This is a genomic window from Ruegeria sp. YKSD179, from assembly GCF_059612885.1.
On the sequence record NZ_JBXWRL010000035.1, the window covers coordinates 1 to 21,898 of the forward strand.

The window sequence follows — 21,898 nt, forward strand, 5'->3', positions numbered from 1 at the left end:
TCCATGGTCAAAACCCGCTCAATTCCTGCGCCAGTCAACATATTCGCGACTAGCTTGGCGCTGATTGGTGTTCGGGCTTTGGTACGGCGATCCTGCCGGGCATAGCCGAAATAAGGAATCACAGCAGTAATCCGCGAAGCCGAAGATCGGCGCAGGGCATCTGCGATAATCAGTAGCTCCATCAGGTTGTCGTTTGCCGGGTTTGAGGTCGGCTGGACAATGAACATATCCTCGCCGCGGACGTTTTCGAAAACTTCGACAAATATCTCACCGTCATTGAACCTTTCAACCCTTGCATCAACTAGGCCTTGGTCAACGCCGCGATGCAGGCTCATACGTCGTGCTATGGTTTCGGCAAGCGGAAGATTGGCGTTCCCAGCAATTAGCTTGGGTTCGTGAAGTGTCGGCATCGGCTGATTATCCCCGGCAGCAATGGCTATGTGACAGATTCGTGATGTTGACACCGCTTAGCATGGCCTTACCGTCCCGCAAAGATAACGCAGCGGAGAAATTGAACATGGCCCAGATTGACTACTTTTTTGCGACACTGTCGCCGTATACTTATTTGGCAGGAACAAGGCTGGAAGAGATTGCCGCAAAACATGGTGCGACGATCAACTACAAACCGCTGGATATCATCGCGTTGTTTGGTCGCACCGGAGGGACCCCACCCAAAGACAGGCATATTTCGCGGATCGAATACCGGGCACAAGAGTTATTGCGTCAGTCAAAAAATCTTGGGATGGATTTCAATTTGCAACCAGCACATTGGCCGACCAACGCTGCACCGTCATCCTATGCGGTGATTGCCGCGATTAAGGATGGATCAGGCGACGTCGGTAAACTTTGCCACTCGCTTTTGCGGGCGTGCTGGGCCGAGGAAAAAGACATTGCCGACGACGCGGTCATTCGTGATTGCCTTGAAAAAGCAGGCTTTGACCCGAATCTTGCCGACAGTGGTCTTTTGGTTGGTGCGGAAACCTATGCAGCCAATTTGGAAGAGGCTGTAGACAGGGGAGTCTTTGGCGCGCCCTTTTACATCACCCCGGATGACCAGAGGTTTTGGGGGCAGGATCGTCTGGACGATTTGGACCGGCACTTGGCCGAGATGAAGTAGTCCCTGTTTTCGGACGTATTAAACCGAACAACTGATCAGGTAGGGGGTAAAGCCCCTTACCCCTGCAACAGGCTCAAAAATTGATCGATCTGCTCGTTTGTAATGGACCAGTCACAAACCAATCTGCATGTCAGCAATTCTTCTTCGTCAGAGCCATCTAGCGTACCGGCCCACAAATGGTAAACCGCACCAGCCTGGTGAAGGCGTTTGTGCTGTTTACGAGTAAGGTTTGCAAAAATCATGTTGGCGTGCGGTTCATACGGAAATTCAGCACCCGCGTCGCGTAGGCCATTTGCTAGCCTGTTACAATTGGCGTTGGCCTGACGCGCGGACTTCAGCCAAAGATCATCTTTTAGATAGGCTGCCATCTGCGCCGACAAATAGCGATGTTTCGAAAACAGATGTGCCCCGCGCTTTCGGCGCAACTCGAATTCCCAGGCTTTACTTTCGTCAAAGAACACAACGGCTTCGACCCCCATCAGCCCATTTTTTGTACCGCCAAAACTAACCGCGTCAACTCCGGCCTTCCATGTCATATCTGCGGGCGAGCAATTCAGCGCGACTAAGGCGTTAGAAAATCGGGCACCATCCAAATGAACGGGCAGGTTGAATTCCTTGGCTACCGAGCAAAGTGCTTGCAGCTCTTCCAGAGTATACACCGTTCCCCGTTCCGTTACCTGAGTGATCGAAACCGGTCCACGTTGCGGCCCGTGCACGCCACGGGTTTCTTCGCCAGTGATGGATTGGCGCAGGGCATCGGGCGCCATTCTGTCGCCGCCAGGCACGAGGGTCAGTTTTGCGCCGCTGTAAAATTCCGGCGCGTTGCACTCATCCTCGTGTATATGAGCTACGGGAGAGCAGAATACCGTCTCCCATGGTTTGGAAAGAGTGGCCAGAGCCAGAGAATTCGCTGCGGTGCCAGTAGCAACCAAATAAACCGCCGCGCCGGGGGCCTCGAATATCCCGCGAATTCGATCTCGAACTTCGTTCATCAAAGTGTCGGCGCCATAGGCCATCTGATAGCCATCATTTGCTTTGGCCAGGGCAGCCAGAACTTCGGGATGAACTGGACCGGAATTGTCAGAGGCGAAATGCATTAGGTCGGCTCCTCAATAATGTAATCTTCCCATTCCTCTGTGGGGGTCTCAAATTCCGAGACAGTGCGACGTTGAACCGAGATTCCGGCTTTGTGAACGCTGTTCGGCGTACCAGACAATAACGGGTGCCAATCATAAAGGGGCCTGCCTTCCCACAAAAGACGGTAGGCGCAAGTTTGCGGCAGCCAGTAGGCGTGATCGTCGATATTGTCCGGCCTCATTACGATGCACTCCGGCACAAATTGATGCCGAATATCGTATTGGGTGCAGCGACAGGTCTCATCATCAAATAAGCGGCAGGCTACGCAAGTAAGCGCAACCTCACCGGTATCCTCATCTTCAAGCTTGTTCAGACAGCACTTCCCGCACCCGTCGCACAGCGCCTCCCATTCCTTCGGGCTCATCTTCTGCAGGGGCTTACGCTCCCAAAACTTTGGGGTCAGGCCAGATCGATCAATCGGATCAGCTGTCATAGAGCCGCCAGAATATCTTGGGCTTGCGCGCAGTCGTCATTCATTCTTGCGATCAAATTATCAAGTCCGTCGAAAGTCATTTCCGGCCTCAGATATTCAACTAAAGCAACGGATAGAGTCGCGCCGTAGAGATCGCCCGAGAAGTCAAAAAGATAGGTCTCAATATTTGGAATTTCGCCTTTAAACATGGGTCGAGTGCCAACAGACGCTGCGCCGCAATAGCTGCCCTGATGCGGTCCGCCAAGAACGTCAACCAATACGGCGTACACTCCGAATCTTGGCGGGTGGAGTCCTTCGATTGACATATTAGCGGTTGGAAATCCAAGCTCACGCCCGCGCTGCTCGCCACCGATTACTTCGCCTTCAATCCGGTGCCAATGTCCGAGCATAGCTGCAGCATCACGCGGCCTCCCGTCGCTCAATGCCTCCCGAATTGCTGTCGACGACACAACGTTTTCCGAACGTTCTTTCAGCGGAGCAATGGTTACCCCAAAGTCCATTTCCTGCCCAAACTTCACCAAGTCGGCCGCTGTCCCACTCCTTGCCTTGCCAAAGCAGAAATCGGCCCCAACGACCACGTGCGACAAGCCTAATCCGTTGCATATCACGTTTTGTGCAAATTCTTTAGGTGTGAGCCCGGCGAGCCCAGCATTAAACGGTAGCTCGTACAGCTTTTGGACACCCAACTTTTCCAATCGGTGTGCCCGGGCATTGCCACGCATCAAGCGAAATGGAGGCGCGTCAGGCGCAAAAAATTCACGTGGGTGTGGTTCAAAGGTCAGAACACCCAGTGGCGCATCCGGCGCCACATTGCGAGCCATTTCAATTACTGACCGATGGCCTAAATGCACCCCATCGAAATTCCCGATCGCTACGCTTGCGCCTCGATTCTCTGGCTCGACAAACTGAAAGTCACGGATGATCTGCATAACGACTGCCTAGCGGGACTGAGAACAGGGTTCAAGCATCTCATTGCGCTGAGCACACTCCGAAATTTGCATTTGTGGCGCAAAACCCAAACTATCTGTCTTATCGACCAACTTTGAAAGGATAATCCATCCGCAATGGGTAAACCTGCGGGGTCTAAAGCGCCCAAAACAACGTTGTTTTGTCCGAAAATCAGTCGAACTTGCGAGAAGGTGCCAGCACCATGGCTTCGCCAACCAATACCTTCTTGCCATCAACCGAACAATGGCAATCCAGCTTAACCCGGCGCTTGGAAAAGTCGATATCGATCACTTTGACCTCGGCATAAACCATGTCTCCGGGGCGAACGGGTGCGAGGAACTTCAGGGATTGGCCCATATACACCGTTCCGTGGCCGGGAAGCTGTTCGCCAATTACGGCTGATATCAAACCGGCTGTTAGCATGCCATGAGCAATACGACCTTCAAAAATCGTGTCGCGCGCGTAGTCATCGTCCAGATGCACAGGGTTTCTGTCGGTCGAGATCTGCGCAAACATCTCGATATCTTCGTCGGTTACTACTTTGCGCAGGTACCGGGTCATACCCATTTCGATGTCTTCTATGCAGATCGTCCCGCGAGGAAGATTGTCCAACATGATGCCCTCATCAAGAATCGTATGAGCAACAAAAGACCGTCAATTGTGCTCTGTTGGCAACTTTATTACTTCGCAACTGCAGAAAATCAAGTCTTTTTTATCTACCGCAAACGCCCAATCGAGTAAGTTGGATTGATATTTTCTTTTTCGTTGTGGGATCTTAAGGCATCTTCGTTGGGGTGGAGCGACGTTTTCGTTTCTACAGCGGATAATCCGCCAGTAATGAACAAGGAATCGAGGCCTTCGCCCATGCCGCCAGCAATATCAGTTTGCGGCCCGTCTCCGATCACAAGAATATCTGAGTCCGCAATGTCTGCCCCGAGTTCCAATAGCCTGCGCCTCGCCAGATCATAGATAGGCGGATGTGGTTTTCCAAAATACAGACTCTCACCGCCCATCTCGGTGTAAAGCTTTGCCAACGCCCCCGCGCACCATTCGCGTACCTCGCCGCGGTCAACGACGATATCGGGGTTCGCGCAAAGTAACTTCATGTCCTTCTGTTTGGCATAAAGGAAGTCCGGTCTGTTTACCGCCGGGTCTGCCATTGGATCAAAAGGTCCGCAGCAGACGATCCCGTCAGCCTGGTCAAGTGGTACACGTTCAATATGCAATGGATGATCCAGCAGTTTCAGCGGTTCAAAGAAACCGGCGTCTCGTTCCCATTCGCCCATAAAATAGACTTTTTCACCGACCGCGCCGCGAAACATTGCTGACCTCGCCGAGTCGCCACTTGTAGCGATGGTATCATAAGTGTCGCGCGGCACATTGAATTGGACAAGTTGTTCTGCAACACCTGCGCGGGGCTTAGGGGAATTGGTCACCAGAACTACACGACCACCTGTTGCGCGATAGGCTTGCAATGCTGCTACGGCCTCGGGATAGGCTGTAATACCATTGTGAACGCAGCCCCACAAATCGACAAAGAGTGCTTTGTATCGATTGGAGATTTCCGAAAGCGTGGAGATGATTTGGGTCATGGGTTCCTCATGGGGCGGGACGTATCATGTACCGATCCCTATGACAGAGGCTTCTATGATTGGCTATAGGAGGCCTTGTTATCTTCCGCACAACAACAGAAATTTTTTGGCACTCAGAAAGACTTACGAGAAATCTTTTTTCATCATGCTGAATAGGCTTTCGCGCGCGCGGATGCATTAAGAAGACTAAGCGCCCATGTAGGGCGCTTTGAGGTCGCGTATTACACTTTAAGGTTTGGTATGATTTGTTTCTTCCGGCTCATGATGCCCGGCAGAACAACAGAGTCGCCTTCCACTGTCACGCCAAAGCTCTTTTGAGCCACTGATTTGACCACGTCGTTGGGCACCAACAAGGTTGCCTCTTCATTCAGGATGTCGACAACGAACAAAAGGACTTGATCGACACCGTCTTCTTTCGACACCTCGATCATAGTTTCCGCCAAGCTCGCCTTTCGATCCAGTACGACACCAGGCGCGGTAGTTTCCAGAACTGAGACTCGGAACTTGGTTCCATCGACCTCATATTCCTTGCTGTCCATTCGGATCAACTCGGCGTCCGAGAAAGAAGAGACATCGGATTTTGCCGCAAACATCTCAGCGGCATAGGACGAGATATCTAATCCAAGTTCCGCTGCAAGGCTCTCGGCCACTTTACGATCGTGCGGGGTGGTTGTGGGTGAGCGGAACTCCAGAGTGTCGGACAGGATGCAAGTCAGCGCTGCGCCCTTGGCCCAGTCAGGCATTTTAGCCGCGTCTTCGCCCATCAAATCAACCAGAATGGTCGCTGTACATGCAAGTGGGCGTACGGTGATGTCGATCGGGCCCTTCGTTTCCAGCCCACCAACCAACTTGTGGTGGTCGATGATCGCGCGGATATCAGCTTGGTTTATGTTGTCGGGCAACTCTGCTGGATTGTTCGTATCAACGATGACAACAGGCGCGCTTTCGGTAACCTCGTTGATAATGCGTGGCTTTGGCAGATCCCAACGATCCAGCATGAAGGCAGCTTCGGTGTTGGGTTCGCCCAACAGCACGGCTTCGGCCTGTTCGCCTTTTACTTCGTTCAGATACCAAGCCCAAACTATAGGAGAACCAGTCGAGTCAGTGTCGGGTGATTTATGGCCAAAAACTTGGATTGTCATATCAGTGTCCTGAGGATGTACGATTTGCGGGCCTTATAGGGCTGGCAGAACCTGTTGTCACGCGACAGGACGGGGCTGCGACGGTTGGTCTGGCTTGGACCGCAGGTTAGAACGGTGCTCTTTCCAGTTTGTATCCAGCCAACTCAAGTTGGCGCAACAGGCCGTGAGTATCCGCCAGATGCCCGGCGCCTACTGCGATGACTACTGTTTGGTCTTTCAAAGGCAGAATTTTTTGCAGCCAATTGTTGTTTCGTTGCACAAGCAGCTGGTCTTCAAAACCTTCCCACTCTGCCTCAAATTCCTGGGGCGTCAGGCCTGAGGCCCTTTGTCCCTGTATTTTCGCCAATTGAATGATTTCCGCGTGCTTTTCCTCGAGATAAGCATTTGCCATGGTCATGAGTTGGTCATCACCTGACTGCAGCGCGCCTGCCAGCCTGACCAAAGACTGCACCTGTTCTTCCAGTGAATGGCTGTCGAACATGGCAATTAACTCTTCGACGCTTTCCAGAGAGTGTCTTGGGATCGCGTGTTCTTTGGCTATCTCAGTCAGGCGGGCATCCATGCCCCGGTCGAAATCCGGTGTTTCCATCAGGCAAGGTGGAATGCCTAGCATCATGCTCAGGAACCAAGGCCGCATTTTGGCGGCCATCCACCCTGGAATTCCACGCTCTGCCAGATTTGCGGATAGGGCCGCCCATTCTTCTTCGGCCATCAGATCGATCAGTGTTGGGCCCGAGGTAATCATTACTGGGCTAAAATCCTGCGCCAGATCCCGCTCGAAAGCGTCCATTTCTTCCTGAGTGATTTCGAAGTAGAAGGCATCTGCCTTTGACAAGGTTGGCGTCAGCCTTTCGACCACGTTGCCCATCCTTTCGTCATTGGTGTGCAACGTGCCGATCAAATGTAACACCGTATTGTCTTTCCGAGCGATCCAATGGTTGCCTTCGGGGAAGACAATTGAAGACAACGCTTTATCCAATTCTGCCCTTTCCTCAGACGACATTTCCAGCCGCAGATCGCGTCCTTCGCAGGCTCCGTACGCCGAAATCGGCAGAAGTAAGCAAGTGAGTAGAATCAACACGCGCATAGTTATCTTTCTGCCTCGTTCACGATGGTCACAGTGAGGTTTTAGCCCCCTGACTTTAATCCATGCAAGACGATATGTTTTCAGGACCGGGTCTGGCATTCCCTGCCAATCTGCCTAGCATGGTCCCATGGACCGCGAGCAGGATCTCTATCCCCCCGTCAAGGCTCTGTTAGAGCGTCAGGGGTACACAGTTAAAGGCGAGGTTGGCGCCGCAGATATCGTCGCCGTCAAGGGCGATGATCCGCCCATTATTGTAGAGTTGAAATTGAGGTTCACTTTGGCCTTGTTTCATCAGGCAATTTCGCGACTCACGATAACGGATCAGGTATATATAGCGGTTTGCAAACCTAAAGGTCGCACTGCTCGGCGTGCTCTCCGAGATAATCTGTCTTTGTGCCGTCGACTAGGGCTTGGGCTGATTACAGTTAAACCCGATGGCAGGGTCGAAGTACAATGTGACCCCGGACCATATGCGCCGCGTAAAAATCGAAGCAAGTCTGTCCGATTGTTACGCGAATTTGACCGGCTCTCAGGCGATCCGAACGCGGGAGGGGCAACGCGGCATGGAATTGTGACGGCGTATCGTCAGGATGCTCTGAAGTGCGCCGCTTATTTGGCCGAACATGGGGCGACAAAGGGCTCAGAAGTTGCAGGCTCAACCGGTGTTAGCGGAGCGACTCGGTTGATGCGTGACAATCACTACGGATGGTTTGAAAAGGTAGAAATAGGCGTCTATACCCTGACAGCCGTCGGGTCCGAAGGTTTGAAGCACTGGGCTTATAGTTGGGAAGAAACCAGCTGAGCAACTTGTTGACGAGCGTACACTAAAAAATTTTCCTGACATTGTTGACTCGTCCCCGATCACCCCTTAGCTATGCGTCGTTATCACTCGGAGACGTCGAGTGCTAACGCCTCGCTTTTTGGCGAGGGGAGGATAAACAAACTTTGAGCCCAAGGAGCTGCAAAGATGGCATTGAAACCGCTTCATGACCGTGTGCTGGTTCGTCGCGTGGAAAGCGAAGAAAAAACCGCAGGCGGCCTGATTATTCCCGACAGCGCAAAAGAAAAGCCAAGTGAAGGCGAAGTCGTTGCGACCGGCGAGGGAGCACGCAAGGACAGCGGCGAATTGATCGCGATGGCTGTTAAAGCTGGCGACAAGATTTTGTTCGGCAAATGGTCGGGCACCGAGGTTCAGATCGACGGCGAAGAGCTGCTGATGATGAAAGAAAGCGACATCATGGGGATCATTGAGTAAGCCGAATGCTTTCTCTGATCTTCATCACAACATAATTTCTCAAGGAGAAACGAAATGGCTGCAAAGGACGTCAAGTTCGACACCGACGCCCGTAACCGTATGCTGGCGGGTGTAAACATCCTGGCCGACGCGGTAAAAGTGACCCTGGGCCCTAAAGGGCGCAATGTGGTTCTGGACAAGTCTTTCGGTGCACCTCGCATCACCAAAGATGGCGTAACTGTCGCCAAGGACATCGAACTGGAAGACAAGTTCGAAAACATGGGCGCGCAGATGGTGAAAGAAGTCGCCAGCCGCACCAATGATGAAGCCGGTGACGGTACCACTACGGCAACCGTTCTGGCTCAGGCTATCGTCAAAGAAGGCCTGAAGCAGGTTGCTGCCGGACTGAATCCGATGGACCTGAAGCGCGGCATCGACCTGGCGACCGCCAAGGTCGTTGAGGGAATCCAAGCGGCTTCGCGCGAAGTCAAAGACTCGGCAGAAGTGGCACAGGTCGGTACCATCTCGGCCAACGGCGAAGCAGAGATCGGCCAGCAGATTGCAGACGCGATGCAGAAGGTTGGTAACGAAGGCGTTATCACCGTCGAAGAAAACAAAGGTCTGGAAACCGAGACCGACGTTGTCGAAGGTATGCAGTTCGACCGTGGTTACCTGTCGCCTTACTTTGTCACCAACGCAGACAAGATGATCTCAGAACTCGACGACTGCATCGTCCTGTTGCATGAAAAGAAACTCTCTTCGCTGCAGCCAATGGTTCCGCTGCTTGAGCAGGTGATCCAGTCGCAAAAGCCGCTGCTGATCATCGCAGAGGACGTTGAAGGCGAAGCGCTCGCAACTTTGGTTGTGAACAAACTGCGTGGCGGCTTGAAAATCGCGGCTGTCAAAGCACCTGGCTTTGGCGATCGTCGCAAGGCCATGCTGCAGGATATCGCGATCCTGACCGGTGGTCAGGTCATCAGCGAAGACTTGGGCATGAAGCTTGAAAATGTCACAATGGACATGCTGGGCACTGCCAAGAAGATCGAAATCACCAAGGACGAAACCACCATCGTTGACGGTGCAGGCGAGAAAGCCGAGATCGAAGCACGTGTTGCTCAGATCCGCACCCAGATCGAAGAAACCTCTTCTGACTACGACCGTGAGAAGCTGCAAGAACGCGTTGCCAAACTGGCAGGAGGTGTTGCTGTTATCCGCGTCGGCGGCATGACCGAAGTTGAAGTGAAAGAGCGTAAAGACCGTGTTGACGATGCTCTGAATGCAACCCGCGCTGCCGTTCAGGAAGGTGTTGTTGTGGGCGGTGGTGTTGCGCTGGTTCAGGCAGGCAAAGCACTGAACGAACTGGAAGGCGCAAACGCGGACCAGAACGCTGGTATCAACATCGTCCGCAAGGCGATCGAGGCGCCGATGCGTCAGATCGCTGAAAACGCTGGCGTGGACGGTGCCGTAGTTGCTGGCAAGGTTCGCGAGTCCTCAGATGCCGCGTTCGGCTTCAACGCACAAACCGAAGAATATGGCGACATGTTCTCGTTCGGCGTCATCGACCCGGCCAAAGTTGTCCGTACCGCTCTGGAAGATGCGGCATCGGTTGCGGGCCTGTTGGTTACCACCGAAGCGATGGTTGCAGACAAACCTGCCAAAGAAGGTGCAGCGCCAGGCGGCGGTATGCCTGACATGGGCGGAATGGGCGGCATGATGTAATCTGCTCAGGTCTCAGACTTGTCCGCGGGGTCGCCCTTGGGCGGCCCCGTTTCGTTTTTGGCACAACCGATTTCAGATTAAGTTCCGAAAAACCAACAATCAAACCGGCATCGCTGTCTGCCGATTCAGAGTGTGCAAAGGTGGCCTGAACCGATATGTGGTGGATATGAGACTGTTCCTTTTGACCGCTTTGACTATGTGTGCATTTGCGGCGAACTCTATCCTCAATCGCATGGCGATTGACAGCGGGGCGGCCGATCCTTCTGGTTTTGCGGTGGTTCGGGTTCTTACAGGTGCGTTGACGCTTGCTGCGTTGGTGCTTTGGAGCGGTAAAAAACTGCCCGTGCTACATCGTCGACGCGTGATCGGAGCAGGCGCGCTGTCTGTCTACATGGTCGGTTTCTCATTGGCTTATGTAACGCTTGATGCAGGCCTGGGCGCACTGATCCTGTTTGGGGTCGTGCAGATTTCTATGTTTTCTTTTACGGCATTGACTGGGCTGGTGCCCACGTCCCGTCAACTGATCGGCGCGGGTATAGCCTTGTTCGGGCTTGCATACGTTCTATGGCCGACCGGCGCTGTGCAAGTTGACACCAAAGGCGCTCTTTTAATGACCAGTGCTGGTATAGGATGGGCGGCGTATTCGTTGGCTGGGCGGTCCGAACCTGATGCTTTGTCTGGCACTGCGGCAAACTTTGTCGTGGCGTTGCCAGTGACCGCCATCGCTTTGAAAATCTCGGGCATGTACTGGCAAATGACAGGTATGGGTTTTGTCCTGGCTGCCTTGTCTGGCGCAGTGACATCTGGGCTGGGATATGCCTTGTGGTATAGTGTTCTGCCCGGACTTTCGCCCGCAATAGCTGCGGTCGTACAACTTAGTGTTCCCGTCATTGCCATCATCGGAGGCGTGCTGTTGTTAGGCGAGGTCGCATCTTTTGAACTGTTACTCGGTGCAGTCATGGTTTTGGGCGGGATTGGGTTGGCGGTCGGCCGCTTGCCGCGCCGCTAGGGCTTCCATCAGGACGGCGCAGCCCTTAACTAGCGGGCATGAAGTTGCTTCTCGCCACGTTTTTCTTTTTAGTTCCAGCAGCGGTCAGCGCGAAATGCGTTGTCCTGTTGCACGGCTTGGCACGCACTGAGGCTTCATTTTCTGTTATGGAGCAGCTCTTCAAAGCGCACGGCTACACAGTTGTGCGGCCCGGATATCCTTCGACAGACCTGCCGATATATGATTTGGCCAACCAGACGTTGCCCGAAGCATTTACGGGTTGTGGGGACGACAAAGCCAACGTGGTTGCGCATTCCATGGGCGGCATCCTTTTGCGTTACTGGATGCAAGACAATCAGCCGGAAAATCTGGGCCGAGTGGTAATGTTGGGTCCGCCAAATCAGGGTAGTCAATTGGTAGACGAGTTGGGGGACTGGGAAGTTTTTGGCCTGCTGCACGGTCCTGCGGGGCTGGCATTGGGGACCGGTCCAGAAGGCGTTCCACGCCTCCTGCCGCCGGTTGAATTTGAGCTCGGGGTAATTGCCGGTGAAAACTCGCTGAATCCCTTCTTTTCCTCGCTGATTGATGGACCAGATGATGGCAAAGTCTCAGTGGAGACCACTAAGGTCGACGGCATGTCCGATCACATCGTAATGCCGGTGACACATACTTTTATGATGAATAACCCACGTGTGATGGCGCAAGCGCTTCACTTTATCGAGTTTGGAGAGTTCGACCCCCAAATTACTTGGCTGGATGGGGTTTTGGACGTGATCGACGAAATCTGTATTGGCCAAGATTGTGCAGAACCAGCTTCGGATTCGACTAGATGACGGCACTGGAGTTGACGTTTTCCGGTGCAGATGTGCTGTTGCCGGAGTATGGCTTAGCTCGCGCTGACCTTAGCATTGCTGATGGTTTGGTGCAGTCAAAACAAACTGGGCGGTGCATTGATTTATCCGGGTATATCGTTTTACCCGGAATAGTTGACCTGCATGGTGACGGGTTCGAGCGCCATATTGCTCCGCGACGTGGAGCAATGAAGCAGATTGCCGAAGGCATACTTTCGGTTGAGGCGGAACTGGCCGCAAATGGAATTACGACTGCTGTCTTGGCCCAATTCCACAGCTGGGAGGGCGGGGTTCGCGGCCCGGAATTTGCTGATCAAGTTTTCAGGGGTATCTCTGAGGTCAAAGATAGTGTTGTTACCGATCTGATCCCGCAGTTGCGATTTGAAACGCATATGCTTGACGATTTTGCGGGACTACCTGAACGCGTCGCCGCGTGGGAGGTTCCCTATTTGGTTTTCAATGATCACTTGCCGCATGACCGACTGGCCGAAGGGCGCACGCCGCCGCGACTTACCGGGCAAGCATTGAAAGCTGGTCGCAGCCCAGAGAACCACTTTGAGTTGCTGAAGACCTTACATGCGCGCCGAAACGAAGTTCCTGCGGCATTGGATGAACTTTGCATGGCCCTTGCCGCGAATGGCGTCCGATTGGGTAGCCACGACGACGCGACCGCTGAAACCAGATCGCAATGGCGTACGCGCGGAGTACGAATATCTGAGTTCCCTGAGACACTTGCAGCCGCAGAAGCGGCGCGGCAAGAAGGGGATTTCATCGTACTTGGATCCCCAAATGTAGTACGCGGGGGATCGCACAAAGGAAACGTGAGCGCGCTTGACTTAATTTCGATGGGTCTGTGCGATGCGCTTGCTTCTGATTACCATTACCCAAGCCCGCGTCGCGCGGCTCTGATGTTGGCAAATAGCGGGTTTATGGATTTGGCTGGCGCTTGGAATCTCGTATCTTCTGGCCCCGCGCGCGTGTTGGGAAAGACTGATCGAGGGTCTTTATCAACCGGAAAACGTGCAGATTTGGTGATATTGGACTCCAAAACGTTCCGGGTTGCGGCCACTTTGTCCGCTGGGCGATTAAGTTATATGTCAGGCGATATTGCTGCCCGGTTTGCTGCCTAAAGTCCAGCGAAGACCTATTTGGTATTCGTAGAGCGCATCAGCGAATGACGCGGTTGAAATGTCCCATCTTTCGACCGGCCTTGACCTCAGCCTTGCCATAAAGATGTAAGGCCACGTCTCGTTCCTGCACAAGATCAGCCACTTTATTCACGTCGTCGCCAATCAGGTTTTCCATCACCACATCCGAATGACGCTGTCCATCGCCCAGAGGCCACCCTGCAACCGCTCGAATATGCTGCTCGAATTGATCCACAGCACATCCATTCTGCGTCCAGTGTCCAGAATTATGAACTCGAGGAGCGATCTCGTTAACTATCAGGCCTTCTGGTGTCACGAACAGCTCGACTCCCATTACGCCCACGTAATCCAACGCGTTCAATATGTTGGCCGCAAGCAATACCGCGTCTGTGCGCATCGCGGGTGGGAGACGAGCCGGGACTGTCGTCGTATGCAAGATGCCATTGCGGTGAACGTTTTCGCCCGGATCGAAACATGAAACTTGGCCGTCCAATCCCCGCGCGGCAATGATTGAAATTTCATGGCTGAAGTCGATGAAACCTTCGAGGATGGCAGGCGCTCCGGCCATCTCCGAAAGCGCTGTTTCAGCATCTTCGGGCCTTTGCAGCCTGACCTGACCTTTTCCATCATAGCCAAACCTGCGGGTCTTTAGAATTGCTGGAGCACCAATCTGTTCAATTGAAATACGCAGACTTTCGAGATCGGTGACATCAGCGAACGGTGCTGTTCGGAGCCCAAGACCCTGCAGAAAGGCTTTTTCGGTCAGACGATCCTGACTAACACGCAAAGCCTCGCGTCCCGGATGGATTGGGCGGTGAGCCTCCAGCAGGTCCAAGGTTTCGGTCGGGATGTTTTCGAACTCGTAAGTGATGACGTCCACCGAAGCAGCAAAGGATGTCAGCGCATCGGCATCGTCATACGCGGCAGTTGTTACATGGGCAGCCACCTGGCCCGCAGGCGGGTTAGGGCCGGGCTCGTAGATGTGGCTTACAAATCCCAGTCGGGCTGCAGCAACCGAGAGCATCCGCCCAAGCTGACCACCACCCAAAATCCCGATTTTCGCGCCGGGTTGCAGTGCCTTACTCATCAACGGGTTCCTTAGGAATAGAAGCGGACAACGCGTCACGCCAGGCGTCCAGCCGTTTGGCTAGCCCTTCGTCCTGTAAGGCAAGAATGCCTGCTGCCATCAACCCTGCATTTGAGGCTCCAGCCGATCCAATGGCCATTGTTGCAACCGGGAAGCCCTTGGGCATCTGAACGATTGAATAAAGTGAATCAACGCCCGACAACGCGCGGGTTTGCACAGGAACACCTATAACCGGCACCCGTGTTTTCGAAGCCATCATGCCGGGTAAATGGGCTGCTCCTCCTGCGCCGGCGATTATCACCTGCAACCCGCGAGACACAGCGCTTTTTCCGTATTCCCATAACCGATCCGGGGTACGATGAGCTGAGACAATGCGTTTTTCATAAGCGATGCCCAGTTCATCAAGAATATTGGCGGATTCCTTCATGGTGGACCAGTCCGACTGGCTGCCCATGATGATTCCAACTTTGATCTCGCCCATCCGCCAGCACTCCGCCCTTAGAAAGAGCGCGCACTATAGCCAAATCCACCTTGGTGGCAATGTAGAGCAGGGTTTTCAGGCGATGATATCTGGGGTCAGACGATCTTCGATCAATCTAATAATGTCTTTGAGGCGAAGTTTCTGCTTTTTCAGCCGTTTTATTGTTAATTGATCTGATGTACCCTTGGCCTGCAGTGCTTCAATCGCTTCGTCAAGATCGCGGTGTTGCCGTCGAAATACTTCGAGTTCGACCCTCAAAACCTCGTCAGTCTTCATGGAAATGTCAGTGGGCGCATTCATGGGCGACTCATGTTTTTGGCGGTGCTTCCCACACAAGATAGTGTCTTGATTTGAATCGGGCCAGCCCTTGTGGACATCCTGAATTGTTCCCATATGTTATTGCAAGCGGTTGCCAGAACGGGGCCGCCACATACGTCGCTTTGGCAAAAAAGGACGAATATACGTGTCGAAACTTACTCTTGGCTCCTACCCGCATCTTTTGGGGTTCGAGCAGTTGGAACGCCTTTTGGAGCGGTCAGCAAAGGCCGGAAACGAAGGATATCCACCCTACAATATCGAGCAGACTTCTGATTTTTCATATCGAATTACTCTGGCGGTGGCAGGGTTTGCCGAAGAGGACCTGTCGATTACGATCGAGGATCGTCAACTTGTGATCCGTGGCCGTCAAAACGACGACAGCGAGGGTCGTATATTCTTGCATCGTGGTATTGCGGCACGTCAGTTTCAGCGCATGTTTGTGTTGGCCGACGGGGTCGAAGTGGGCGAAGCGATAATGGAAAATGGTCTGTTGCACGTGGATCTGACCCGCGCCGTTCCTGAAACCGTGGTGCAAACAATCAACATAAAAAAGGGGTAAGGGCTATGAATACACCTATTGAACTCAACACCGAAGGTGACCGCATCGTTTACGTCAAAACGGTCGAGGTTGCTGACCTGCCAAGCGATCTTAGGGATCAGGCGGGCGATTTGGACCAACTTTATGCCGTACATGATTCTGATGGACAACGATTGGCACTGGTAGCGGACCGAAAGCTTGCATTCGTTTTGGCGCGCCAGAACGACATGTCTCCTGTCCCGGTGCACTGAATCGTCGGCGAGGTAAAATTCACTATATAAATGACGTGACATTCCTGCCGGGTCGGGCAATGGATGTGCCCTGATGGGGTGCGACCACGAGCCAACTTACGGAGACGCGGGAATAATCATGAGCTGGTTTGATTTTGATTGGGTAGATGCGTTTACCGACCGCGCATTTGGTGGAAACGGGTGCGCCGTGGTTCATGATGCGGCGCATCTGCCGGATGACGTTTGCACGTCATTCGTGCGCGAAACCTCTTTGGTGGAGTGCACCTTTACCGGACCATCCGACATTGCTGATGTTCGTGTCCGATATTTTTTGGCCAGCAGGGAAATTCCTTTCGCCGGGCATCCAACGATTGCCACGGTTCAAGCACTTCGTGCACGTAACCTGTTTTCAGGCGACAGTTTAACTCTGGAGACAGGTGCGGGAATCGTCTCTATCCACCTGAAAGGTGATGAAATTGAGATGACGCAGGTCGCGCCCGAGTTTGGTGATTATGTCCCGGTTGATCTTGTCGCTGCTGCGATAGGCCTACCCGCAGAGGCTATAATTTCACCACCGCAATTTGTTTCTACCGGACTGCCCTGTTGCGTCACGATTCTGCGCGACCACGATGCCTTGCGCGCCGCGCGGCTTGCTTTGGACCCATTGTCCAAAATCGCAGAGTCCGTAGGTCTTGCCAGTTCGGATTTGGCCGAACCTTTCCTAGTGACACTGAATGGTGCGACTAACGCAGGGGATACCTTTTCACGCCTTCTTATGGTACCGCCCAGCCCGCCCGAGGACCCTTTTACAGGTTCCGCGACTGGAGCCATGGCCGCCTATCTTTGGCGTCACGGTTTAATGCAAAAAGATACCTTCATAGCCGAGCAAGGACACGATATGGGTCGGCCTGGGCAAGCAACGGTGACCCGTGTAGGACCAACAGATGCAATGACTGGCGTAAAGGTAGCTGGTCAAGGATTCGTCCTGATGCGTGGGCAGGTGGATCTCCCGGTTTAGGCAACATATCAAGAGCAGCCTGTTCCTTTTCATCAGCACAGTCACCGATGCATGTCCGACGCTTGGTACCATGCTGTCGCTTTGTCCTGAAAAGGGTGTCTGTGAAGACACCACCCTAATTTTACCCTGCAATCAGGCCCATACTCTCCAATTTAAGCAGAACCTGATGGGCGCAATTGTCCACTTCGACATTTTCTGTTTCAACGCGCAACTCAGGATCTGCTGGAACATCATAAGGGTCAGAGATTCCGGTGAATTCCTTGATTTTCCCCTCGCGGGCAAGTTTGTACAAACCTTTACGGTCGCGGCATTCACATTCTTCAATGCTTGTTGCAACGTGCACTTCACAGAAAGCGCCAAATTTCTCAATCTCTTCACGAACCGCGCGACGGGTGGTCTCGTAGGGTGCAATTGGGGCGCAAATTGCAATTCCGCCATTTTTGGTGATCTCACTGGCGACATAGCCGATCCGGCGGATGTTCAGGTCGCGATGTTCTTTCGAAAAGCCCAACTCGGACGAAAGGTTTTTCCTGACTATATCGCCATCCAACAGCGTCACTGGGCGGTCACCCATCTCCATCAGCTTGACCATCAACGCATTGGCAATAGTGGATTTACCCGAGCCGGAAAAACCGGTGAAAAAGACGGTAAAGCCTTGTTGCGAGCGTGGTGGAAAGCGATTGCGCAACTCCTGCACGACCTCGGGGAAAGAGAACCATTCCGGAATATCCAATCCTTCGCGCAAACGGCGACGTAGTTCAGTGCCTGAGATGTTCAGGATTGTAACCTGGTCTTTGTCCAGGATTTCGTCATGAGGTTCGTATTGCGCCCGTTCTTGCACATAAACCATCTGTTTGAAATCAACCATTTCGACGCCAATTTCATCTTGGAACTTGCGAAACAAATCCTGGGCGTCATACGGGCCGTAAAAGTCATCGCCCTTGCTGTTTTTGCCAGGGCCAGCATGGTCGCGGCCAACGATGAAATGGGTGCAACCGTGATTGGCGCGGATCAGGCCATGCCAGACGGCCTCACGTGGGCCGGCCATGCGCATTGCTAGGTTCACCAAAGACATTGAGGTCGTGGATGCAGGGTACTTGTCCAAAACGGCCTCGTAACAACGCAAGCGGGTAAAGTGATCTACGTCGCCCGGTTTGGTCATCCCAACGACAGGATGGATCAACAAGTTGGCCTGAGCCTCTTTTGCGGCACGGAAAGTCAATTCCTGATGCGCCCGGTGCAGTGGATTTCGCGTTTGGAATGCCACGATGCGACGCCAACCCAGTTTACGGAAATAAGCACGCAACTCGTTCGGTGTGTCCCGGCGAGCTTTGAAGTCATAGTGGACAGGCTGTTGGATACCTGTAACTGGGCCGCCCAAGTAAACTTTCCCGGCCGCATTGTGCAGATAGTTCACCGCAGGGTGCGCTTGGTCATCTGCGCCAAAGACCATCTTGGCCTCGTGATGCTTGTCTGGCATCCAGCGGTCGGTCACGGTCATTGTGCCCAGGATAACCCCTTCGAGATCGCGCAAAGCAATGTCCTGTCCCAGTTGAATCCGCTCGGCAAAATCCTCGCTGACATCCAACGTGATTGGCATCGGCCACAAGGTACCGTCAGCAAGCCGCATATTATCTACGACGTTGTCGTAGTCAGCTTCGCTCAGGAACCCTTTTAATGGATTGAAACCGCCATTCATCAACAGCTCCAGATCGCAGATCTGGCGCGGCGTCAGATCCCAGCTTGTCAGATCTGCTGCTTCGGCCTTAAGTTTTTGAGCAGACTCGTAAGACACGTAAAGCTCAGGGATTGGTGCCAAGTTGCTTAACATCGTCATAGGAATACTCGTATCTGTTAGATTTTCACGTTTTTCGAAGTGTTGCCAAACGATGTGCCCCGGACTTTCGACAAAGTCCAGAGAGTCCCTGAAACAAAGGATGAAATATGAGGTTTTTACGGAGCTTGGGAAAAATTCCCAAACCCAGAATTATTGACAGGTAAATTTTCCCTTGTTTTCAGTTTGGGGGTCGTCTGTTAGGCAATTTGTTCTTCTTGCTTTAATCGAAGTTCAAGATCCGAGGCCCTCTCCACCGGTAACGCTGGCACAGATTCGGAAACGCCGCGAAGTTGGAAATCGCGCAGTTCGTCTGGGTTTGTTTCAAGGCCAGCTGCAAGCAAGACCGATTGGGAAACGAGGAGTTCGACCCGCAGGGCTTTGGTTTCTGCTTCGAGGCGGCTGGCCACATTGACTGCGTCTCCGATTATTGTTCGGGGTGCGTGTTTGGCTGCGCCAATCTCACCCAGAACCAGATCACCTAAATGCAGTCCCATGCCTATTCTGATTTCTGGACTACCCTCAGCCTTTAGTTGTTGATTGAAACGCTCAAGGGCATGCCCAACCCCCGCTGCGGCATTCAGGCCTGCCAACGCGGAACTGGCCGCGTCTCTGGTTTCAAACATCGCCAACAGACCGTCGCCCATGTACTTGTCTACTGTGCCCCCATTTGCGGTGATCGCCGGTACGATGGCGTCGAAAAACCGGTTCAGCAGAAAGACGATATCATATGGCAACTGCCCGGCAGTTAGGGCGGTGAAGCCGCGCATATCCAAAAAAAGAACCGCTAGCTGCCTTTCCTGCCCTTGACTGGCATGAGCCCTGCCGCGCCCTCCGTCAGGACGAAAAACTCGGAACACGGTCAAAGGTGCTGTCGGGCGTACCTGACAGGCCAGTCTCATACCATCAGGTGCGCCGACGGCCGACAGGCTTCGGGCCTCAATGTCACTTGGTGCCGGTAATTGGTCTCCGCCGTCTTCGACAAATATTCGGCAAGTGGTGCAACGCCCCTTGCCGCCGCACAACGCCGTGTGGGGCACACCATTTGCCTGGGATATTTCCAGCAAGGTCATGCCTTTTTCTGAAACGACTTCGGGGCCATTAACATAACGCACCCGAACGGAATGCCGCCGGCGCCAAAACTTGCGCCCTAGGTAGGTCAATCCGGTCAAAGCCAGTGCCAACCAGAATACCGTCATCGATGCGTCGGTGACGCCAAATAGTGCATCGAACTCTTCTGGAGAAGGCCAATTGTAATGCTCAATATATTGTTCGCGCAAAAACGGGTCGGCAAAGTCTGCCCACAATCGGCGCCCCTCGGTCAACACGCCAGCGAGTGCAAAACCAGGAACAAATACGGCAAATCCAATCAGGTATGGTACAATGGCCCGCCACCAATTGGTCAAGCGCAGCCACATATGCAAGCCAATACACCCATGTATCCAAACCAGAAGGATCAGCAAACTCTGCATCCAGATGGCGGTGCTGGGCCACATCAAGACGATGATGTACCCCATCTCGTCATTGACGCCATAAATTTCATGGGCGTAACGGGTTTGCACGATATGTGCGATTAGCTGAATGGGAATCAGTAACCCTAAAACTGCTTGCAACGCCATGCTTAATGGCATCCGAAGCGTCCGCCGCTGTGCTAACGACAGCAAAGCCAGTGTCGCATGGATGAACAGGGCGACATACAATATGGCACTAAACACATTGTGCCGAGAGACCAACTGACGACTTTCTTGCATCCCATGCAACAGGTCGGTATGAAACAGTCCCAAGCCTATGTTAATAAAGTGGAAAAACGCGAACACAAATAGCACCAGGCCAGTTGCGATCCTAAGTCGGGTTGCCCATCCGCCGCGCCAAAGTGCGTTTTCCAATGAAATCATCCATATCGTGCCCTACTAACGCCGAGTCTGATATGGTGAAGGGCAGGGGTCAATAGACCCCAACCGCAGTTTGCCGACGCACTTGGGTCAGTGAACCTGCTATTAGGCGCAGGAAAAATTTTTAATCGTGCTCCGCCAGAAACTTTTCCGCATCCAACGCGGCCATACAGCCCATCCCGGCACTGGTGACCGCCTGCCGATAAATATGATCCGTTAAGTCACCCGCCGCAAAAACGCCCGGAATCGATGTTTCGGTCGAGCCTGCCTTAGTCACGACATAGCCGCCCATGTGCGTCTCGAGGCTGTCTTTAACCAGCTCATTCGCAGGTGCGTGACCGATCGCGACAAAGACACCTTTACAGGGTATCTCTGTTATTTCCCCACTTTTCACGTTTCTCACACGAACTGCTTCGACACCTAACGGTGTATCAGTGCCGACGACCTCCTCCAGCTCATGGAACCAAAGAGGTTCTATTTTTTCATTCTTCAAGAGCCGATCCTGCAGGATCTTTTCGGCGCGCAATTCATCACGACGGTGTATTAGGGTCACCTTGCTGGCAAAATTTGTCAGAAACAAAGCTTCTTCGACGGCAGTGTTGCCACCCCCAATAACCACGATTTCCTCGCCTCGATAGAAGAACCCGTCGCAGGTGGCACAAGCTGAAACTCCAAAGCCCTTGAATTTTTCTTCGGATGGCAAGCCGAGCCATTTTGCACGGGCGCCAGTGGCCAAAATCACCGCATCAGCAGTGTAAATCGTACCGCTGTCACCAGTGGCTGTGAAAGGGCGTTTGCTTAGGTCTAGGTCATTGATGATGTCGCCGATAACCTCACAGCCCATTGCCTTGACATGATCCTGCATGCGTACCATCAGGTCCGGGCCTTGGACTTCGGTGTCCCCTGGCCAGTTTTCCACTTCGGTCGTGGTGGTCAATTGGCCGCCTGGTTCAATCCCTTGCACCAATATGGGCTCCAACATTGCGCGGCTTGCATAAACGCCTGCGGTGTATCCGGCCGGCCCTGATCCAATAATCAGAACCTTCGTGTGTCGTGTCTCTGCCATGGTGCCCCCACTCAATCTGCCTGCCTCGGGCTGCAGCC

24 protein-coding genes are annotated in these 21,898 nt (G+C 53.2%); 10 read left to right on the forward strand and 14 right to left on the reverse strand.

The features are described 5' to 3' along the window. Positions 1 to 410: ribose-phosphate diphosphokinase (prs, locus tag AC2FNE_RS15950; RefSeq protein WP_496805786.1), on the reverse strand; the 410-nt coding region annotated here is incomplete at its 3' end. 107 nt (positions 411 to 517) lie between these two features. Here prs and AC2FNE_RS15955 point away from each other — a divergent pair. Next, positions 518 to 1,117 carry a 2-hydroxychromene-2-carboxylate isomerase gene (locus AC2FNE_RS15955; RefSeq protein WP_170607289.1) on the forward strand — a complete coding sequence of 200 codons (600 nt, stop codon included), beginning with the start codon at positions 518 to 520 and terminating at the stop codon, positions 1,115 to 1,117. 56 nt (positions 1,118 to 1,173) lie between these two features. Here AC2FNE_RS15955 and AC2FNE_RS15960 read toward each other — a convergent pair whose 3' ends face one another. The 7 genes from AC2FNE_RS15960 to AC2FNE_RS15990 form a co-directional block, all read right to left on the reverse strand. Next, positions 1,174 to 2,214 carry a threonine aldolase family protein gene (locus tag AC2FNE_RS15960; protein WP_170607287.1) on the reverse strand — a complete coding sequence of 347 codons (1,041 nt, stop codon included), beginning with the start codon at positions 2,212 to 2,214 and terminating at the stop codon, positions 1,174 to 1,176. Next, positions 2,214 to 2,687, reverse strand: coding sequence for a YcgN family cysteine cluster protein (locus AC2FNE_RS15965; protein WP_170478388.1), 474 nt, complete (start codon positions 2,685 to 2,687; stop codon positions 2,214 to 2,216). Before AC2FNE_RS15965 ends, AC2FNE_RS15960 begins: the two co-directional genes overlap by 1 nt. After that, positions 2,684 to 3,616, reverse strand: coding sequence for a bifunctional riboflavin kinase/FAD synthetase (locus AC2FNE_RS15970; protein WP_170607285.1), 933 nt, complete (start codon positions 3,614 to 3,616; stop codon positions 2,684 to 2,686). Before AC2FNE_RS15970 ends, AC2FNE_RS15965 begins: the two co-directional genes overlap by 4 nt. 190 nt (positions 3,617 to 3,806) lie before the next feature. Then, positions 3,807 to 4,250, reverse strand: coding sequence for a MaoC family dehydratase (locus AC2FNE_RS15975; protein WP_496805787.1), 444 nt, complete (start codon positions 4,248 to 4,250; stop codon positions 3,807 to 3,809). A gap of 101 nt (positions 4,251 to 4,351) precedes the next feature. Next, complete coding sequence (locus tag AC2FNE_RS15980) at positions 4,352 to 5,227, reverse strand: HAD family hydrolase (RefSeq protein WP_170607281.1); 876 nt, start codon at positions 5,225 to 5,227, stop codon at positions 4,352 to 4,354. Between the two features lie 221 nt (positions 5,228 to 5,448). After that, positions 5,449 to 6,369 carry a manganese-dependent inorganic pyrophosphatase gene (locus AC2FNE_RS15985; protein ID WP_170607279.1) on the reverse strand — a complete coding sequence of 307 codons (921 nt, stop codon included), beginning with the start codon at positions 6,367 to 6,369 and terminating at the stop codon, positions 5,449 to 5,451. A 106-nt stretch (positions 6,370 to 6,475) separates the two neighbouring features. Then, positions 6,476 to 7,456, reverse strand: a complete 981-nt coding sequence (locus AC2FNE_RS15990; protein WP_496805788.1) for a TraB/GumN family protein — start codon at positions 7,454 to 7,456, stop codon at positions 6,476 to 6,478. A 127-nt stretch (positions 7,457 to 7,583) separates the two neighbouring features. Here AC2FNE_RS15990 and AC2FNE_RS15995 point away from each other — a divergent pair, with 127 nt between their 5' ends. From AC2FNE_RS15995 to AC2FNE_RS16020, 6 genes are all read left to right on the forward strand, one after another. Next, a complete protein-coding gene (locus AC2FNE_RS15995; RefSeq protein ID WP_496805789.1) occupies positions 7,584 to 8,258 on the forward strand; it encodes a DUF2161 domain-containing phosphodiesterase in 675 nt (224 codons plus the stop codon). 165 nt (positions 8,259 to 8,423) lie between these two features. After that, positions 8,424 to 8,711, forward strand: coding sequence for a co-chaperone GroES (gene groES, locus AC2FNE_RS16000; protein ID WP_170478407.1), 288 nt, complete (start codon positions 8,424 to 8,426; stop codon positions 8,709 to 8,711). A gap of 54 nt (positions 8,712 to 8,765) precedes the next feature. Next, complete coding sequence (groL, locus tag AC2FNE_RS16005; protein ID WP_170478410.1) at positions 8,766 to 10,409, forward strand: chaperonin GroEL; 1,644 nt, start codon at positions 8,766 to 8,768, stop codon at positions 10,407 to 10,409. A 166-nt stretch (positions 10,410 to 10,575) separates the two neighbouring features. Next, positions 10,576 to 11,418 (forward strand): DMT family transporter, encoded by an 843-nt coding sequence (locus AC2FNE_RS16010; RefSeq protein ID WP_170607273.1) that lies wholly within the window; start codon positions 10,576 to 10,578, stop codon positions 11,416 to 11,418. A gap of 38 nt (positions 11,419 to 11,456) precedes the next feature. Beyond that, the gene (locus AC2FNE_RS16015) at positions 11,457 to 12,230 is read left to right on the forward strand and encodes an alpha/beta hydrolase (protein ID WP_170607271.1); all 774 of its coding nucleotides are present in this window, start codon (positions 11,457 to 11,459) and stop codon (positions 12,228 to 12,230) included. Then, positions 12,227 to 13,378 (forward strand): alpha-D-ribose 1-methylphosphonate 5-triphosphate diphosphatase, encoded by a 1,152-nt coding sequence (locus AC2FNE_RS16020; RefSeq protein WP_170607269.1) that lies wholly within the window; start codon positions 12,227 to 12,229, stop codon positions 13,376 to 13,378. Before AC2FNE_RS16015 ends, AC2FNE_RS16020 begins: the two co-directional genes overlap by 4 nt. A gap of 37 nt (positions 13,379 to 13,415) precedes the next feature. Here the strand turns inward: AC2FNE_RS16020 and AC2FNE_RS16025 are convergent, their stop codons facing one another. The 3 genes from AC2FNE_RS16025 to AC2FNE_RS16035 form a co-directional block, all read right to left on the reverse strand. After that, complete coding sequence (locus AC2FNE_RS16025) at positions 13,416 to 14,483, reverse strand: 5-(carboxyamino)imidazole ribonucleotide synthase (RefSeq protein WP_496805790.1); 1,068 nt, start codon at positions 14,481 to 14,483, stop codon at positions 13,416 to 13,418. Further along, the gene (gene purE / locus AC2FNE_RS16030; protein ID WP_170607265.1) at positions 14,476 to 14,964 is read right to left on the reverse strand and encodes a 5-(carboxyamino)imidazole ribonucleotide mutase; all 489 of its coding nucleotides are present in this window, start codon (positions 14,962 to 14,964) and stop codon (positions 14,476 to 14,478) included. The genes AC2FNE_RS16025 and purE overlap by 8 nt, the downstream gene beginning before the upstream one ends. Positions 14,965 to 15,039: 75 nt before the next feature. After that, positions 15,040 to 15,264 carry a YdcH family protein gene (locus AC2FNE_RS16035; protein ID WP_170478426.1) on the reverse strand — a complete coding sequence of 75 codons (225 nt, stop codon included), beginning with the start codon at positions 15,262 to 15,264 and terminating at the stop codon, positions 15,040 to 15,042. 163 nt (positions 15,265 to 15,427) lie between these two features. Here AC2FNE_RS16035 and AC2FNE_RS16040 point away from each other — a divergent pair, with 163 nt between their 5' ends. From AC2FNE_RS16040 to AC2FNE_RS16050, 3 genes are all read left to right on the forward strand, one after another. Then, the gene (locus AC2FNE_RS16040) at positions 15,428 to 15,841 is read left to right on the forward strand and encodes an Hsp20 family protein (protein ID WP_170478429.1); all 414 of its coding nucleotides are present in this window, start codon (positions 15,428 to 15,430) and stop codon (positions 15,839 to 15,841) included. 5 nt (positions 15,842 to 15,846) lie between these two features. Continuing rightward, entirely contained in the window at positions 15,847 to 16,071 is a 225-nt protein-coding gene (locus AC2FNE_RS16045) for a DUF1150 family protein (RefSeq protein WP_170478432.1), read from the forward strand. Between the two features lie 118 nt (positions 16,072 to 16,189). After that, entirely contained in the window at positions 16,190 to 17,068 is an 879-nt protein-coding gene (locus AC2FNE_RS16050) for a PhzF family phenazine biosynthesis protein (protein WP_496805791.1), read from the forward strand. 121 nt (positions 17,069 to 17,189) lie between these two features. Here AC2FNE_RS16050 and AC2FNE_RS16055 read toward each other — a convergent pair whose 3' ends face one another. The 3 genes from AC2FNE_RS16055 to trxB all read right to left on the reverse strand — a co-directional run bounded on the left by AC2FNE_RS16055 (position 17,190) and on the right by trxB (position 21,860). Then, entirely contained in the window at positions 17,190 to 18,905 is a 1,716-nt protein-coding gene (locus AC2FNE_RS16055) for a bifunctional sulfate adenylyltransferase/adenylylsulfate kinase (RefSeq protein ID WP_496805792.1), read from the reverse strand. A gap of 197 nt (positions 18,906 to 19,102) precedes the next feature. After that, a complete protein-coding gene (locus AC2FNE_RS16060; protein WP_496805793.1) occupies positions 19,103 to 20,788 on the reverse strand; it encodes an adenylate/guanylate cyclase domain-containing protein in 1,686 nt (561 codons plus the stop codon). Positions 20,789 to 20,918: 130 nt separating this feature from the next. Continuing rightward, positions 20,919 to 21,860: a thioredoxin-disulfide reductase gene (gene trxB, locus AC2FNE_RS16065; protein WP_170607260.1), complete on the reverse strand. Its 942-nt coding sequence runs from the start codon at positions 21,858 to 21,860 to the stop codon at positions 20,919 to 20,921. Between the last annotated feature and the right edge of the window lie 38 nt (positions 21,861 to 21,898).